Origin of the sequence: uncultured Hymenobacter sp. (assembly GCF_964242765.1) — a bacterium.
In the GTDB taxonomy this organism is placed as follows: Bacteria; Bacteroidota; Bacteroidia; order Cytophagales; family Hymenobacteraceae; genus Hymenobacter.
This window is the reverse complement of record NZ_CAXTBM010000066.1, coordinates 13331-29303: the sequence shown is the minus strand read 5'-3', so window position 1 is coordinate 29303 and position 15973 is coordinate 13331. Positions and strand designations below refer to the sequence as shown.

At 56.6% G+C, this 15973-nt stretch carries 9 protein-coding genes; 7 read left to right on the top strand and 2 right to left on the bottom strand.

Annotation, left to right across the window (positions count from 1 at the left end):
• The first annotated feature begins 97 nt into the window (after window positions 1–97).
• A complete protein-coding gene (locus tag ACFE7X_RS20880; protein WP_375437628.1) occupies window positions 98–1165 on the top strand; it encodes a succinylglutamate desuccinylase/aspartoacylase family protein in 1068 nt (355 codons plus the stop codon).
• Window positions 1166–1385: 220 nt separating this feature from the next.
• Here the strand turns inward: ACFE7X_RS20880 and ACFE7X_RS20875 are convergent, their stop codons facing one another.
• Window positions 1386–3431 (bottom strand): alpha/beta fold hydrolase, encoded by a 2046-nt coding sequence (locus ACFE7X_RS20875; RefSeq protein ID WP_375437627.1) that lies wholly within the window; start codon window positions 3429–3431, stop codon window positions 1386–1388.
• A gap of 160 nt (window positions 3432–3591) precedes the next feature.
• Here ACFE7X_RS20875 and ACFE7X_RS20870 point away from each other — a divergent pair, with 160 nt between their 5' ends.
• The 6 genes from ACFE7X_RS20870 to ACFE7X_RS20845 all read left to right on the top strand — a co-directional run bounded on the left by ACFE7X_RS20870 (window position 3592) and on the right by ACFE7X_RS20845 (window position 13623).
• Window positions 3592–4245, top strand: a complete 654-nt coding sequence (locus ACFE7X_RS20870; protein WP_375437626.1) for an OmpH family outer membrane protein — start codon at window positions 3592–3594, stop codon at window positions 4243–4245.
• Window positions 4246–4528: 283 nt separating this feature from the next.
• Window positions 4529–8008 carry a PAS domain S-box protein gene (locus tag ACFE7X_RS20865; RefSeq protein WP_375437625.1) on the top strand — a complete coding sequence of 1160 codons (3480 nt, stop codon included), beginning with the start codon at window positions 4529–4531 and terminating at the stop codon, window positions 8006–8008.
• Window positions 8009–8207: 199 nt separating this feature from the next.
• Window positions 8208–9362 (top strand): glycoside hydrolase family 172 protein, encoded by a 1155-nt coding sequence (locus ACFE7X_RS20860; protein ID WP_375437624.1) that lies wholly within the window; start codon window positions 8208–8210, stop codon window positions 9360–9362.
• A 297-nt stretch (window positions 9363–9659) separates the two neighbouring features.
• Window positions 9660–12056, top strand: coding sequence for a TonB-dependent receptor domain-containing protein (locus tag ACFE7X_RS20855; protein ID WP_375437623.1), 2397 nt, complete (start codon window positions 9660–9662; stop codon window positions 12054–12056).
• Window positions 12057–12113: 57 nt separating this feature from the next.
• Entirely contained in the window at window positions 12114–13112 is a 999-nt protein-coding gene (locus tag ACFE7X_RS20850) for a DUF4249 family protein (RefSeq protein ID WP_375437622.1), read from the top strand.
• Between the two features lie 355 nt (window positions 13113–13467).
• Entirely contained in the window at window positions 13468–13623 is a 156-nt protein-coding gene (locus ACFE7X_RS20845; protein ID WP_375437621.1) for a hypothetical protein, read from the top strand.
• A gap of 105 nt (window positions 13624–13728) precedes the next feature.
• Here ACFE7X_RS20845 and ACFE7X_RS20840 read toward each other — a convergent pair whose 3' ends face one another.
• On the bottom strand, window positions 13729–15969 hold the full coding sequence (locus ACFE7X_RS20840) for a xanthine dehydrogenase family protein molybdopterin-binding subunit (protein WP_375437620.1): 2241 nt from the start codon (window positions 15967–15969) through the stop codon (window positions 13729–13731).
• Window positions 15970–15973: the final 4 nt, after the last annotated feature.

Below are 15973 nucleotides of genomic sequence, written 5' to 3'. Positions count from 1 at the left end.
GCTTTCAGCCGTTGCGCTATGTTGCCTGGCGTTGCAGTACAGGATGTTCAATAAAGCGTAGAACGCGAGTTTTGCGTCACTTTATTTCTACCGCCTCTTGATTCCAGTTGCTCGTTTCGAAGATATGTTGCTCAATGGCCTCGTTATCAAACCGGGCGAGGATGTACAGACCCGATTGGTAATTTCGCGGCTTCCTTCGGGTACCGTCATTGACATCCCAGTGCATGTGTTTCGTTCTCACAAGCCTGGCCCAACCGTACTGCTGCTGGCCGGCATGCACGGCGACGAAGTAAACGGCATCGAAACCATTCGCCGCCTGATTCGGCGGGAAATGCTGCGGCCGTTGAAGGGTAGCATCATTGCCATTCCCATTCTCAATATCTATGGCTTTCTAAATTTCAGCCGCGAGGTGCCCGATGGCAAAGACGTTAACCGGAGCTTTCCGGGCAACCCCCGCGGCTCGTTGGCCAGCCGGGTAGCGCACCGCTTTATGCGCGAAATCATGCCTTTGATTGACTACGGCATTGATTTCCATACCGGCGGCGCCGCCCGTTCCAACATGCCCCAGATTCGGTGCCTGCTGCACGAAGACCCGGAAACCGACGCCTTGGCTGCTGCTTTTGCCGCTCCTTTCACCTTGAACGCTTCGTTGCGTCCCGGTTCTTTGCGCGAAGCGGCCATGCAGCAAGGCCGGCGCATTATCGTGTACGAAACCGGCGAATCGCTGCGGCTCGATGAAGTAGGTATCGAGTTGGCTATTGCCGGTACCTTTCGGCTGCTGCACCACTTGGGCATGGTGGCGGATGCCACTCCAGCCGAGCCCGGCGTGCTGTGCGTGCGCTCCACGTGGCTACGAGCCAAATATGCAGGACTGTTCCGCAGCTTTGTTCGTAACGGCGACTATATTCAAAAGGGGGAAGTGTACGGCTCCGTCGCCGACCCCTACGGCGAAACGGCCGTGCGGCTAGAGTCGCCGGTAGCGGGTTACATTATTGGCGTCAATCACATGCCCGTCGTCAACCAGGGCGATGCTCTGGTACATGTGGGCCGCACCGATGCCTCACCTAGCCGCGCTGATCTGGCCCCACCCTTCGAGGAGAAACCGAGCAAACTTCAGGAGTCTGAGGCCGATGATCCGGAACTCGACGAAGAAGAGGCACATTAACAGTCTAGCCGAAGCGAGTGACATCCCAACAAACGCAGCCTGATTCAAAGCTATTCTGTTTCCGTTGGCTGTAGCGCGAAGCCTGTGCTTCGCGTATCGTTGAGTGAGCAGCAATAATGTTGTTTAACGATACGCGAAGTGCAGGCTTCGCGCTACAGCCTAACAGCAAGGCCCACTTCTTTTGGAGGTGAGCCTTGCTGTTGGCAGCCTATTGCTTGCGTTACTTGACCACTACCGGCTCGGTCTTGGTGACCAACACCACCGTTTTGGGGTCCACGGTAATTTCCTTGAGCCGTTGAGCTACCGCTGGGCTCATACTTTCCTGAAAACGGCCGCCCAGGTGCCCCGCCAGAAATTTTTCGGACGCTGCGTACATGGCCATGTTGTTGATGGGGCGGGCGAAGCCGTGGCCTTCGTCGGGGGCGCAGAGGTACTGCACCGGGTAGTTCCGGTCGCGCAGGGCCACCACAATCTGGTCGGCTTCGGCCTTATTTACGCGCGGGTCGTTGGCGCCCTGCACCACCATGAGCGGAGTCTTGATTTTGGCGGCCGAGGTAAGCGGCGACTGGCGGATAAGCTGCGCTTTGCCGGCCTCGGTGGCCGGGTCGCCCATGCGGCGGTAAAACTTCTGGCGAACAGCTTCCCAATACGCCGGCGTGGTGCTGAGCAGGGTTATTAGGTTGGAGGGCGCCACAATGGCGACGCCCACCGCGTATAAATCAGGCGTAAACGCGACGCCGGCCAGCGTGGCGTAGCCGCCGTAGGAGCCGCCCATGATGCCCACCCGCTTCGGATCGGCAATGCCCTGGGCCACCAGGTACTTCACGCCCCAGGTCAGGTCGTCCTGCATTTTCTGGCCCCACTCGTTGTTGCCGGCATTCACGAATCTTTTGCCGTAGCCAGTGCTGGCCCGGAAGTTAGGCGAGAGCACCGCGTAGCCACGGTTGGCCAAGAACTGGTGCAGCGTGTTGAACCCGTAGTTGTCGCGAGACCAGGGGCCGCCGTGGGGCAGAACGATGACGGGCAGGTTCTTGGGGGCCACGCCTTTGGGCAAGGTCAGATACGCCGGAATCTTCAATCCATCCGACGACTGGTAGCGCACCACCCGCATGTCGGCCAGGTCGGCGCTGTTCAGCTTAGGCCGCAGGTCGTACTGCTTGGTCAAAGCTTTGGTCTGGCGGTCGAAGAAGTACACGGTGCCCGGCAGGGTGGCGCTGCTCGCCGATACCAGCCACTGCCGCTCATCGGCCGTCGACGATACCGGGTACAAGTCGGCGCCGGGCACTTTGGCCTGGATGGTTTTAAAATCGGCTTCAAAGGCTTTGTTTTTCCACACGCGCCGCATCCGGTCGTCCACGTACGTCACGGCAATCGGCTCGTGCGTCACCTCCGACAGCATCAGGCCCCCAAAATCCACCCGCTTGAGTGGGTCGGCATCGAGCAGCTCTTCCTGCTTGGTGGCCGGGTCGAAGAGCACCAGCTCGGCCCGGTCGCGAGAACTGCCGCCGTCCGTGACCAGGTAAACGCGCTTGTTGTCTTGGTGGAAGCCCGCCACGTAGCTTTGCTCGTCAATCGTGGTGCGGTAAACCGGCGTGAACTTGTCGCCCTCCACCACCAACAACTCGTTGCTGCCGTCGGCGTTCGAGCGGGAAGCCAGCCGGAGCTGGTCGTTCCAATCGAAGCTCCAGCTTTGCAGGCGGTCCTGGTTCTGGCGCAGCAGGGTTTTCGCGCCGGTGGTTAAATTCAGCTTGTACAAGTCGTGCCAGGCCTTGTCCCGGTCATTGAGGCCAATGTAAAGCGAGTTAGGGTCGGTCTTGGGCACGTGGTAGAGCTGCACGCGCACGCCCTTCAAGCCGGTCAGGTCGCGGGCGGCGGGTACGTCGGTACCGGTGGCGGGAGCGGCGGCCGGGTCCACGGCGTAGAGGTTGAAGTTTTCGTCGCCGCCTTTGTCTTGCACATACAGCACGTATTTGCTGTCGCGGCTCCAGAAGTAGCTGCGCACCGGCCGGATCAGGTCGGCGGTAAGCGGCTTGGCCGCCGCAAACGGCTCGGCCACGCGCTTCACCCAGATGTTGCGCGTACCCTTGTAGGGTTTAATAAACGACATAAATCGCCCATCGGGGGAAAGCTGGGCGCCCGATGTTTCGGGGTCGCCAAACAGCAGCTCCCGGTCAATGAGGGCGGGCTGTTTGGTTTGCGCCACAGCGGGTTGCCAAACCAGAGTAGCTAGTGCCAGCGTTAGCAAGAAGAAGCTGTGTTTCATCATAAGAAAAGGTTAAATAAGGCGTAATGCTAAAATGATAATAAATATAAAATTTACTAGATGTTTAACACCTATTGATTCGAAGCGTACAATCAGGCCGCCCTTTTTTGCGTTTCTTTGGGCTGCCGGTTGCGGCGACATTCGTTTCTTCTTTATTTCTCGCATGAAAAATTCCTTTCAACTAGCTCTGAACGCAGTGCTGGTTATTGCCGTAGCGGTGTTGTTTTACCTGCACTTCGCCAACAAGCCCGCCACTGCTCCCGCCCGCAAATCCGCCGCCGTAGCCACCCAATCCACCGACTCCAGCGGTGCCGTAGCTACCACCGATACCAACGACTTGGCCGCCGTAGCCGACACCGATAAGGTCGCCTACGTGGAGTCGAGCAAGCTGCTCGACGGCTACAAAGGCATGCAAGACGCTCGCAAAGCTTTCGAAACGAAAGCCAAGCGCTGGGAAGCCCAAAATCAAACCCTGGTTCGCGGTTTTCAGACCGCCGTGCAGCAGTACCAGAAACAAGCCGAGAGCCTGACCGCCGAGCAGCGCGCTGCCACCGAGCAAAAGCTGCAAGCCCAGCAGCAGCAAGTTGGCCAAGGGCAGCAGAAACTTCAGCAGCAGGCGCAGGAAGAGGAAGCTAAAATGACCCAAAGCGTACTTGAGCGCCTCAACAAGCAAATCGAGAAGTACGGCAAAGCCAACGGCTACCGTCTGATTCTGATTGCTGCCCCCAGTGGCACCATCGCCTACGGCCGCAAAGACCTCGACATTACGCCGCAAGTGCTTACGTACCTAAATGCCGAATATTCCGCCAAGAGGTAAAGAACTGCCTTCGTAATCAACTGCCCGCTTTCCCATTTTGGGGAAGCGGGCGGTTTGCTTTTAGTTCAATCAATTCCATTGAAAGTTGGTGTAGTACTGCCTACAGCGGAGGTGTTAACCTAAAAGTTACATTTCAAAATAAATGCCTTGCGCTTGCCAGCGGGGTGTTCCCAATTAGGTAAACAGGGAGCAGCGCCAACTTTAGCTGACAAACGTAGGAAGGGAATACGGTATCTTTGCTGGTACGTTTTCATGGTAGAATACCTTGAACAGGAACGCACGAATGACTTACCACGAACAGCGCATTCACGAGTTAGAGCAAGAGTTGCGGGTAGCGCGAACCGCTGCAACAACGGCTGAGCAGCGTTTGGCCACCTTGGCTGATTTCCTGCCGGAAGGGGTGCTACTGTATGATGATAAAGAAACAATCAGCCTTATCAACGAGCAAATGTGCACGCTGCTCGGCATGGCGGGTTCGGCTAGCCAATGGCTCGGCAAAACCTCCGTTGATATAGTACCCGTTATGCAGGCCTTGATGCTGAATCCGGTGGCATTCGACGCCTGGATTCAGAAGGCGTGGGCTTCTGAGAGCGTGGCCATCAGCACCGAGATGCAACTGCGCAACGGCCGCACCATGCAGCTCGATTATATTCCTATTGGAAGCAACCAGGCCATGCCCAACAGCCGCTTAATTTGCTTCCGCGACGTGACTGAGCGCAAGGAACATGGCCGCCGCCTCAACGAGCAACGGGATTTTTACGAAACCATTCTCGATTTTCTGCCCGGCGAAGCGGCGGTATACGACCCCGATCATCGCTACCGCTACGTGAATGCCAAGGCCGTAGCCGATCCGGCCGTGCGCACTTGGCTGATAGGCAAGACGGATGCGGAATACGTGGCCTATCGCAACCGAAACCCAGAAATTGCCGTTCGTCGCCAGCAGCTGCTGACCCAGGCAGTAGCGGAAGGCAAAGTGGTGTGGGAAGAATCGTTTCAGCTCCCCGACGGTGCCATGCGCTACACGCTGCGCCATTTGCACGCCATTCGGGGCGAAAGTGGTCAGGCGCGGATGCTCATTGGCTATGGCACCGATATCACGCAACGCTACAAAACCGAGGAGCGTTTGCGCGCCCTGTTTGCGGCCCTACCCGACACCATTCTGGTGGTGGATACTAACGGGCTGGTGCGAGACGCCAAACTCGGCGACACGCCCCTGTTGCAACCCGAAGCGCAATTGCCAGGCGCCTCGCTGGAACAGTTGCTGCCTGCTTCTTCCTGGCAATCCCTGTCCTCCTGCCTCGAGCAGGTGCGCACCACGGGGCAGCCCGGTGCTTGCACGTTCGAGCTAAGTAGGCAACATGTTGTGTCTTTTCACGCGGCCCGCGTGGTGGCGCTGCCCGGCGCTCAGGCCGTGTTGATTATTCTACAGAACGTAACCGAGCAGGAACTGATCCGGCGAAAACTGGCCGAGCAGCAAGAGTTTATTCGGCAGGTAGTCGACGCCAGCCCTACGCTCATCTATGTGCGCGACGAAGCTGACAACTTGGTTTTCAGCAACAAAACCTTTGATGATTACATGGGGCGTGTGCGCCATATGTCAGTGATACAGGGTACCGTTGAGGAGGCAGAAGATTCCGTTATCAGTCAGGAAGTGGCGCAGGTCAACTACAGTCACAACTATGTGCTAACTACGCATCAGGACTTCAATTACGTTACGTTGTTTACGCTGCTCGACGGGCAAGTGCGCTGGATGCAAGCCATGAAACGCCCCTTTGAGCGCAGCGATGGGACAATGAACGTCCTGAGCGTGGTCACCGACATTACCGACATAAAACTGGCTCGCCAGCAGTTGGAAAGCAGTGAGAAAAAGTACCGCGACCTGGTGCACTACTCCCAGGCCTTGATTTGCACGCACGACCTAGAGGGAAATATGCTGTCCGCTAATCCGGCCATTGAGCGGTTGATGAGCTTGCCCGCTCAGGAACTGGTGGGTAGAAATCTGCGCGAAGTGGTGCCTGCTAAGTACCAGGAGGAACTGCAAGAGTATCTGGCCGGGTTTGCCCGGCAGCCCGGACAGCGCAGCATTGTTGCGCTGCTGACGCGCCAAGGCGAAAAACGTTACCTGCAATACAACAACTATCAGGTGGAAGAAGCCGGCCAATTAGCATACGTAGTTGCTTCCGCCTACGACATTACGGAAAGCGTACTCACCGAGCGGGCACTACGCCAGGCCAAGCTGGAAGTGGAAGAAAGTGCCCGCGCCAAAGACAACTTCTTGGCCAGCATGAGCCACGAAATCCGGACGCCGCTCAACGGCGTGCTGGGCATGGCGGCACTACTCACCAAAACCGAACTCGATGCGCAGCAGCGTGAACTGCTCGACACCATCAACCAATCGGGGCAGCACCTGCTGGCTGTCGTGAACGATGTGCTCGACATGGCCAAGATTACGGCCGGTCAGCTGGAACTCGAGCACGCCGCCTTCGACTTGTGGGCTTCGGTGCAGGGCGCCGTCCAAACGATGACCTATTTGGCGGAGGAAAAGGGGCTGTATTTGTCGGTAGCACCCTTGCCGATTCAGCCGCCTTTTGTGCTCGGCGATTCGCACCGGCTCAATCAAGTGCTGCTCAACTTGCTTTCCAATGCCATCAAGTTCACGGAGTACGGCAGCGTTACGCTGGGCGGCGACGTGCTCCGCGACACCCCCGAGGCCCTAACCATTCGCTTCTGGGTGCGCGACACTGGCATCGGGATTCCAGTTGACAAGCAGGAGCAGATTTTCGAGATTTTCACGCAGGCCAGCACCGATACCACCCGTCGGTTTGGGGGCTCGGGGCTGGGCTTGTCGATCAGTCAGCGCCTGGTGCAGCTGATGGGCGGTACGCTGGTCGTCGAAAGCTTGCCCGAACAAGGCAGCACGTTTTCGTTTGCCATAACGCTGGCTCGCTCGCACGTAGTGCCGGTGCGGGTCTTGAAAACTGCCGAACAGCCTGCGCTGGCCAAACTGCGCGTGCTGCTAGCCGAAGACAACCGCATCAACCAGCGCATCTCCACCTTGATGCTGCAACCGTGGGAGGTGGAGGTAGACTGTGCCAGCAACGGCCCCGAAGCCCTCGATTTGTTTAACAAGCGCCTGTACGATGTGGTGCTAATGGACATCCAGATGCCTGGTATGAGCGGCGTGGAAGTAACCAGCTTCATTCGTCGCCATCCAGATCCGCGCCGCGCCACGGTTCCCATTATTGCCTTGACGGCTAACGCCCTGCGTCGGGACCAGGAGCGGTACTTGGCGGCCGGCATGAACGCCTGCTTGATTAAGCCCTTCGAAGAGCAGCAACTGCACCAAACCATTGTGAAGGTGCTGAACGGAGCGCAATTGCCGGTGATGAGCGAGCTTGTAGCCTCGCCTCCCGAAGCCACTGCTGCCGGTTTGTACGACCTAGCCTTTTTAAAGGAGACAAGCAAGGGCAACCTCCATTTTGTGGAGCGTATGCTAAAGGTGTTTCTGCGCGAAATGCCTGCCACTCTAGTAGCCTTGCAGCAAGCCGCTGCGGCCAACGACTGGTATACCGTGGGGCAACTAGCCCACGGAGTGAAGCCAATTGTGCTCCTGCTGCGGATAGCAGGCGGAGCAGCAGCCATTCAAGCACTCGAAAGCTCTACGGCCAAACCGGAAGTTGCCCGAGAAGCTACGCTTTTTCTGTGCAAGCAGCTACAGCTGACTTGCCAGGCAATAGAAGCGGGGTTGGAGTCTGAGCAGTGAGGTGGTAATTCCAAAGCAAGAACCAAACTGCCATTGCATATGCTACGGGCTTCACCAATAGCTCGCAGCGTGACGACGGGGAAGGGTTGGAGGCCCTGGTGGCACCATAGGTTTAGCTTGAGAAACGTGCGCGGCTGTGCATTTCTATGCATCTTGGTTTGCTTCCACGTATGCTCTTTCCACTGTCCAGCTCCCGCCCATGTCAAAGCAGCTACTCGTTCTTTTTCTGCCCTTGCTCCTGCTTGGCTTAGTTAAGCCGGCTTGTGCCCAGAAGACCACCTTTAATGGCCTAGGCTCCGACCTTAGCAACCTCTACCGCCTCTCCGACGCCCGCACCCGTTCTATCAGCCCCGAGAACTTCACCGGGGCCAAGGGCCAAGGCGGGCGGGCCACTACCGGTACGGGCCAAAATGCCTCGCGCGACTTGGGCCTTGGGTGGAAAGTTAGCCCCAGCATCCTCATCAAAGCCGGGCAAACGGCGGTTGTGGCCGAGATAGAAGGGTCGGGCGCTATTCAGCACATCTGGCTGACGCCAACTGGTTTGTGGCGTTTTTCCATTCTGCGCATGTACTGGGACGGCGAGAAAACTCCCTCGGTGGAAGTGCCAGTAGGTGACTTTTTCGGGCAAGGCTGGGGCGAAACGGCCCTGCTCAATTCCATTCCGGTCGCCGTGAATCCGGGCAGCGCCTTCAACTGCTACTGGCTGATGCCTTTCCGCAAGAAGTGCCGCATCACCTTGGAGAATATCGATGAGAAGGATATGTTTCTCTACTATCAGGTGGATTATACGCTCACGGAGGTACCCACCGATGCCGCTTACTTCCACGCGCAGTTTCGCCGCCAAAACCCGACGGCCTACAAGGTGCCCTTCACCATTCTGGATGGCGTGAAAGGCCGCGGGCAGTACGTAGGCACCTACATTGCCTGGGGCGTGAATAGCAACGATTGGTGGGGAGAAGGCGAAATCAAATTCTTCCTCGATGGTGATGGCCAGTTCCCCACCATCAACGGCACCGGCACCGAAGACTATTTTCTGGGCTCCTACAACTTCGAAAACAAGAAAACCCGTCAGTATCAGGAGTATTCGACGCCCTACGCGGGCCTGCACCAGGTTATCAGGCCCGATGGGCTCTACCGGGCCCAGCAGCGCTTTGGCATGTACCGCTGGCACATTCCGGACCCTATTCGATTCAGCCAGGATCTGCGGATTACCATTCAGGCTCTGGGCTGGCGCTACAACGGCCGGTACCTCCCGTTGCAGGACGATGTAGCCTCGGTGGCCTACTGGTACCAAACGGAACCGCACGGAGCCTTCCCCGCTCTCCCTTCCAAAGACGACTTGGAAGTTAAGTAGCTTCGCTTTTGCTATTACTTGTAGAGTATAAATAGCTGAATGCAAGCTGCCCAATAGCATGTCAGGCGGCCTGAATGGAGAACTATCCCTAGTCTGGTCGTGGCTTGTTCGGTGAAGTAGGAAGACGGTGTCTGATGCGTGACTTGTAGACAAATGAAATGCAACTGCTTTTAGCACCCTTCGGCCAACCTTTCAGCTTCTCTAGGTCTCTGCTATATACGAGATTAGGCATTTTCGGCGTTCGGCTTTAGATACCTGACAATTAGAAAGTGCTCCTATATTCTTTCCAACTATTCTATGAAACCAGCTTTTCGCGCTGTTGCAGTACCCTGTTTCTTGCTGGGCGCCTTTGTCGCGCACGCGCAGCAACCTGCTACTAGTTCCAAAATCACCATTAGCGGCTACGTCCGCGACGGGGCAACTGGGGAGAATTTGATTGGAGTAGCCGTAGTGAACCCCGGCAGTGGGCAGGGCACTGCCACCAACACCTACGGCTTCTACTCGCTCACGCTGCCCGCCACCGATTCGGTGCGGCTAGTGGCGAGCTACTTAGGCTACGAGCGCGCCCGTTGGGCCGCCGCAACCACTCGCAACGTTACCCACGATTTCCGGCTGCGGGCCAGTAGCAATGAGCTAGCTGATGTGGAGGTGGTCGGCAACCGCCAGGAGCGGATTGAGCAAAGCACGCGCATGGGTACCATCAACGTGCCCATCACCCAAATTAAGAACCTGCCCAAGCTGTTTGGCGAAACCGACGTGCTGAAGGTGCTGCAACTGCTGCCCGGTGTGCAAAGCGGTGGCGAAGGACAAAGCGGCCTCTACGTGCGCGGCGGCTCCCCCGACCAAAACTTGATTCTGCTCGACGGCACGCCGGTCTACAACGCGGCCCACTTGTTCGGCTTCTTCTCGGTGTTCAATGCCGATGCGCTTAATAACGTGGAGCTGATTAAGGGCGGCTTTCCGGCGCGGTATGGCGGGCGGCTGTCGTCGGTGCTCGACATTTCGATGAAGGAAGGCAACATGCAAGAGTTTCATGGCGAAGGCGCCATTGGCATTGTAGCTTCCAAAATCACGCTGGAAGGGCCCATCAAGAAAGATACCGCCTCGTTTATTGTTTCGGCGCGCCGTACTTACCTCGATGTGCTGGCCCAGCCTTTCATCAAGTCGCAGCTTTCGGCGGAAGGCTCCAAAGGGTCGGTGGGGTACTTCTTCCACGACCTAAACGCCAAGCTTAACTGGAAACTCGGCAGCCGCGACCGGCTGTATGTGAGTGGCTACACCGGCTACGACAAGTTCTACGCCCGTATCCGCGACAAAGAGGAAACCGCGGAAGAATACAGCCGCACCGAGGCGAACCTGGGCTGGGGCAACCTGACGGCGGGGTTGCGCTGGAACCACATCGTGAACGACCAACTGTTCATGAACACCCATCTTACTTATAGCAAATATCAGTTCAACGTAGAGCAAGAAGACGAGCAGCGCCGTAACGTTCAAGGGGAGCCGCACACCGACAACTTCTCGTTGCGCTATTTGTCTAATATCCGCGACTTCAGCCTCAAAACTGATTTCGACTATACGCCTACCCCCGACCATTACATTCGGTTTGGAGGGCAGTACATCCTGCACTCGTTTCGGCCAGGTGCCTTGACGGCCAAAGGCAACATCGACGATTTGGAAAGCCAACTCAAGTCGGGTACGCGCACCGTGGCTAGCGAAATGGGGTTGTACGCTGAGGATGATTACCGCCTTACCGACCGCCTAAAAGTGAACGGCGGCTTGCGCCTGAACGGCTTTGCAGTGGAAGGCAAATTCTACTCAAGCATAGAACCACGTGTAGCCGCCCGATTCCTACTCACTGAGGATTGGGCGCTGAAAGCCTCTTACGCTCGTACCATGCAGTTTATTCATTTGCTCACCAACAGCGGTATTGGCTTGCCGACCGATTTGTGGGTGCCTGCTACCAACCAAATCAAGCCGCAACGTGCGCAGCAGGTCAGTGTGGGGGCGGCCCGCACATTGCGCTTCAAAGACGAAGACTACGAACTAAGCTTTGAGAGCTACTACAAGCCCATGCGCAACCTGGTGGAGTACCGCGAGGGCGCTAGCTTCTTGGGCACCGTGGACAGTGATTGGGAAAGTAAAGTAACTAGTGGCAAAGGCTGGGCTTATGGCGGTGAGTTTTTCATCCAAAAGAAATCGGGCCGCACGACTGGCTGGATTGGCTACACACTGGCTTGGAGCAAGCGGCGCTTTCCCGACCTTAACCAAGGTCGCATCTTCCCCTACAAGTACGACCGGCGCCACGATATTTCGGTGGTAGCCATCCACAAGTTCAGTCCTACGTTCACGCTGTCGGGTACCTGGGTATATGGTACCGGCAACGCTACTACCTTGTCGCAAGGACGATTTTTGGTGGGGCAGTTTCAGGATTTCGATGATTATGGTGAGCGGAATTCCTATCGTATGGCTGCCTATCACCGCTTCGACCTCGACCTAAGCAAAACCAAGAAGAAGAAGTGGGGTGAAGTGGTCAACAGCTTCTCTATTTACAACGTGTACAGCCGTCGCAACCCGTATTACCTGTACTTCGACGCCGGCTATACTGATGGAGCGGGCAAATACCATGAATCGGCTTACAAGCAGGTTTCGTTGTTCCCCATTATTCCCTCGTTCAGCAAGGCCTTTAAGTTTTGAGCAAGGACTAAGTGGTTGCATGACTCATCAAGTTAACCTGTTCATTTCCGAACTATTATGAATAAGCTAGTTACACTACTTACATTCACTGCCTTGCTGTTCAGTGGCTGCGAAACCATTGTGGAAGTAGATACGCCCCCACACACACCACGGCTGGCCATCACGTATACGCTTGCCAACCAAGCTCCGACGCCAGACTATCGTGCGTCATATTATGATCGTGGGGTATTTGTAAGTACCAGCCAGAGTGTGCTAGAGCGAAAGGAACTTACTGGCCGGGGCGATGCTACCGTAGAGCTGTTGAACGAAGCCGGCCAGATAGTAGAGCAATTTCGGTCTGTAGCGGGACAGGGATACGACTGGACAACTGGGCGCCCCGACAGCTTATATGGCCATTACGTGCCTGTGCGCGGATTTGTGGGAGAACCTGGTCGTACGTACACGCTTCGTGCCTCGGCCCCAGGCGTTGAGGCAGTAGAAGCAACTTTAACCTTGCCAGAGAATAAAGCCGTGATTGAGACTGGCAGCTTCGTAGCGGGGCCATTCAACCCGCTTTGGAATGTAAGGTCAGGGCGGCTCACAGTTAGCTTTCTTGATAACGCAAGTACAACCGATTATTACGTAGCTACTGCCAGAGCTTTAGATCGTAACGGCAAGCGCTGGGGCCATGTAGTACGTGCCTATAATGATGACCCTGGTTCCGATATAGACCTAGGCCGTTTCCAGCTTTCTACAGACAACAGCTACAATCTGCACCCTTTTAACGATGCTAACAGCAACGGACAACGCCTTACATTTAGCGCTGATCTAGAATTGATATATGATGGAAAGTTCACTACCTCTTCCACTGGTACCAATATTCCCGAGATGGGCTACATAGAAGTCGTTATCAGTCGCATCACCTTCGACACTTACAGTTTCTATCAATCGATGAAGCGCTACTATGATACCGAGAACAGCCCGTTTGCAGAGCCGGCACCACTCTTTTCCAACGTGCGCCAGGGCTTCGGTATATTCGGTGGCGCCACCGATGTTACGTACCGGATTCCGCTATAAAAGCTTTAGCTTCCCTTTGCATCGGAAACGAAGGCACGGCCTAGCTTTGCTTATGTTTCGCGTTGAGCAGCAAGTCTCTATATAGCGGTTTTAGTGAAAGGCGAATTAAACTTTGGGCTGGTTTTTGCGTCTAATAAGTAGTGCGGATCCAGGTTGTGGTCCGCCACTATTGACTATGAAAAAGCTTCTGAAGTTTCCGTTTATACTTGTCTTGTTGCTGGCGGGTACGCTGCTAACAGGTTGCGCTGGTTCCACGCAAGCTGTAGTTTCCACCGGCCCGGCCGGCTACTAAGGCGACTATTACGGTCCTCGCTACCGGCCCTATTATGGTCCGCGCTACTATCGTCCATCTCGCGTGATTGTGCGTCCGGCTCCTGTCATCGTGCGGCCCCGTGTAGTACGTCCTAATTCAGGCTATTACAACCGCTCGAATAATGGCGGCTACCACCGGGATGGTGGCTACCGCAACGGCGGTGGTACTTATCGGGGCGGCCGCGGTGGACGCCACTAATAAGAGAACCTGCTAACAAAAAAGACCGACCAGCATGCTGGTCGGTCTTTTTTTGGCCTCAACCTATATAAATGATTGACAGAACTTCACCAAAGGAAGAACAACTTAAATCAGCTTGTCGGGGGTAATGGGCAATTCGCGGATGCGCTTGCCGGTGGCATTGAACACAGCGTTGGCAATAGCAGGGGCAGCCCCGATGATGGCTATTTCGCCGATGCCTTTGGTGCCCATGGAATCCACGATGAGGTCGGGTTTGTCAACGAAGGCTACTTCGATAGCTGGCGCGTCGGCATGAACGGGTACGTGGTAATCGGCTAAGTCCTTGGTTATGTAGCGGCCAAAACGGTCGTCTATCATGGCACCTTCGGTGAGGGCCATGCCGATGCCACCGACGGCGCCGCCTAGCATTTGGTTGCCAGCCGTTTTGTGGTTGACGATGGTGCCCGCATCGGCGCAGGCTACCATTTTCTTCACCCGCACTTCGCCGGTTAGCTGGTGCACATGCACCTCCACGAAGTGCACCGAAAACGAGTACATCGAATACTTCTGCCGCTCGTTGCCGGGCTTAGATTCCGTTACCACCGCCACCTCTTGGCCGTTGTTCAACTTAATGAGGTCGGCGTAAGAAACCTTCGCGGCAGCATTATTAGCCAGTGAAAGTTGAGTGCCTTGGATAACGATATCCGCGGGTTTGGCAGCACTGAACGTAGGGCCAGCCAACTGGTGCAGCTTCTCCTTAAGCGCCGCACACGCGTCCACCACGGCCGAGCCTACTGTGTTTACAGTAGCCGAGCCACCTTGCGAGGGCGCATCCGGGAAAAGGGAATTGCCTAGCTCAAAACGTACTTTTTCGGGTGGCATGCCGAGGGCATCGGCGGCTAGCTGCACCATCACGGTTCCGGTGCCAGGGCCGATGTCGGTGGTGGCGCTTTGCAGCACCACGGTGCCGTTGGCTAGCAGCCGGGCGCCGGCTTTCGCGCTGCCGCGGTTGGCCCCAAACGTACCCACACCCATGCCATAGCCTACCAACCAGTCGCCTTGCTTGTTGGAGCCGGGCTTCATCTGCCGATTTTTCCAGCCGATCCGCTCGGCCCCCATTTGGTAGCATTCCTTCAGGTACTTGGTCGACCAGGGTTTACCGTTGTCGGGGTCTACATCAGTGTAGTTGCGCAGGCGGAACTCCATGGGGTCCAGGTTCAGCGCGTGCGCCAGCTCATCCATGGCCGACTCCAGCGCGAAAGCACCAGTGGCTTCACCCGGTCCGCGCATCCAGATGGGCGTGCTGATATCCAGCGGCAGGATGCGGTAGCGCGTGCTTACGTTCGGGCTCTGGTACATCATGCGCGTCTGCTGCACCGTCGACTCCGTGAAGTCCTCGTACGTGGAAGTCTGGCCGGTGGCTTCGTGGGTGATGCCGACCAGCTTGCCATCGGGCGTGGCCCCGATGCCGATGCGCTGCCAAGTATAAGGCCGGTAGCCCACCATCGTAAACATTTGTTCGCGCGTGAGCACCAGCTTCACCGGCCGGTTCACCGTTTTGGCGGCAATGATGGCGGCCGTTTCGTGGGGCCAGTTGTGCAAGCCGTTGCCGAACGCGCCGCCCACAAACGTGGCAATCACTTTCACGTTCTGCTCGGGAATACCCCAATCTTTGGCAAAGGCGCGTTGGGTGCCTTTCACGGCCTGCACCTTGTCGTACACCGTGAGCTTGTCGGGCGCTTCCCAATGAGCAATGATGGATTGCAATTCCATCGGGTTGTGCATCTCGGTGGGAATCACGTACTCCATTTCCAGCTTTACGGGCGCGGTTTTGTAGCCATCAACCTGGCCCCGGTCGTGGTCGGCCTGCGGCGACTTCGGGTTCTTTTTCGCCTGCGCCGGTACTTTGGCCCGGTCGAGGTGGGCGTTGAAGTTGGTGGCGTGCTGTTCGGCTTCGTACTGCGTTTTCACCAAGCCAGCAGCATAGCGGGCACGCTCCAGCGTATCGGCCACCACAATGGCAATAGGCTGGTCGTTGAAGAGAATTTTCTCGTCGTGAAATACACGCAGCGGCTGTCCGGCTGTCGGGGGCTCATCGGGCTGGCTGCGGTTAGCGAAGCCTGGCACCTTAATGGAATTCACGTGGGTAATTACGGCCAGTACGCCGGGGGCCCGCTCAGCCGCCTTGGTATCGATGCTCTTGATGCGGCCCTTGGTGATGGTGCTGCCCACCAGAAAGCCGTGCACGAGGCCCGGCAACTGATACTCTGCCGAATACTGGGCCGCGCCGGTTACTTTCAGCCGGCCGTCTACGCGGTTCATTCGGTCGCCTACCACGCCGTCTTTGAAGAGAGGTTGCTCGTTCATAGGA

Coding starts and splice junctions, on each gene's coding strand:
- ACFE7X_RS20840 (WP_375437620.1), bottom strand. CDS start 15,969: ATGAACGAGCAACCTCTCTTCAAAGACGGCGTGGTAGGCGACCGAATG.
- ACFE7X_RS20875 (WP_375437627.1), bottom strand. CDS start 3,431: ATGATGAAACACAGCTTCTTCTTGCTAACGCTGGCACTAGCTACTCTG.
- ACFE7X_RS20855 (WP_375437623.1), top strand. CDS start 9,660: ATGAAACCAGCTTTTCGCGCTGTTGCAGTACCCTGTTTCTTGCTGGGC.
- ACFE7X_RS20870 (WP_375437626.1), top strand. CDS start 3,592: ATGAAAAATTCCTTTCAACTAGCTCTGAACGCAGTGCTGGTTATTGCC.
- ACFE7X_RS20850 (WP_375437622.1), top strand. CDS start 12,114: ATGAATAAGCTAGTTACACTACTTACATTCACTGCCTTGCTGTTCAGT.
- ACFE7X_RS20860 (WP_375437624.1), top strand. CDS start 8,208: ATGTCAAAGCAGCTACTCGTTCTTTTTCTGCCCTTGCTCCTGCTTGGC.
- ACFE7X_RS20865 (WP_375437625.1), top strand. CDS start 4,529: ATGACTTACCACGAACAGCGCATTCACGAGTTAGAGCAAGAGTTGCGG.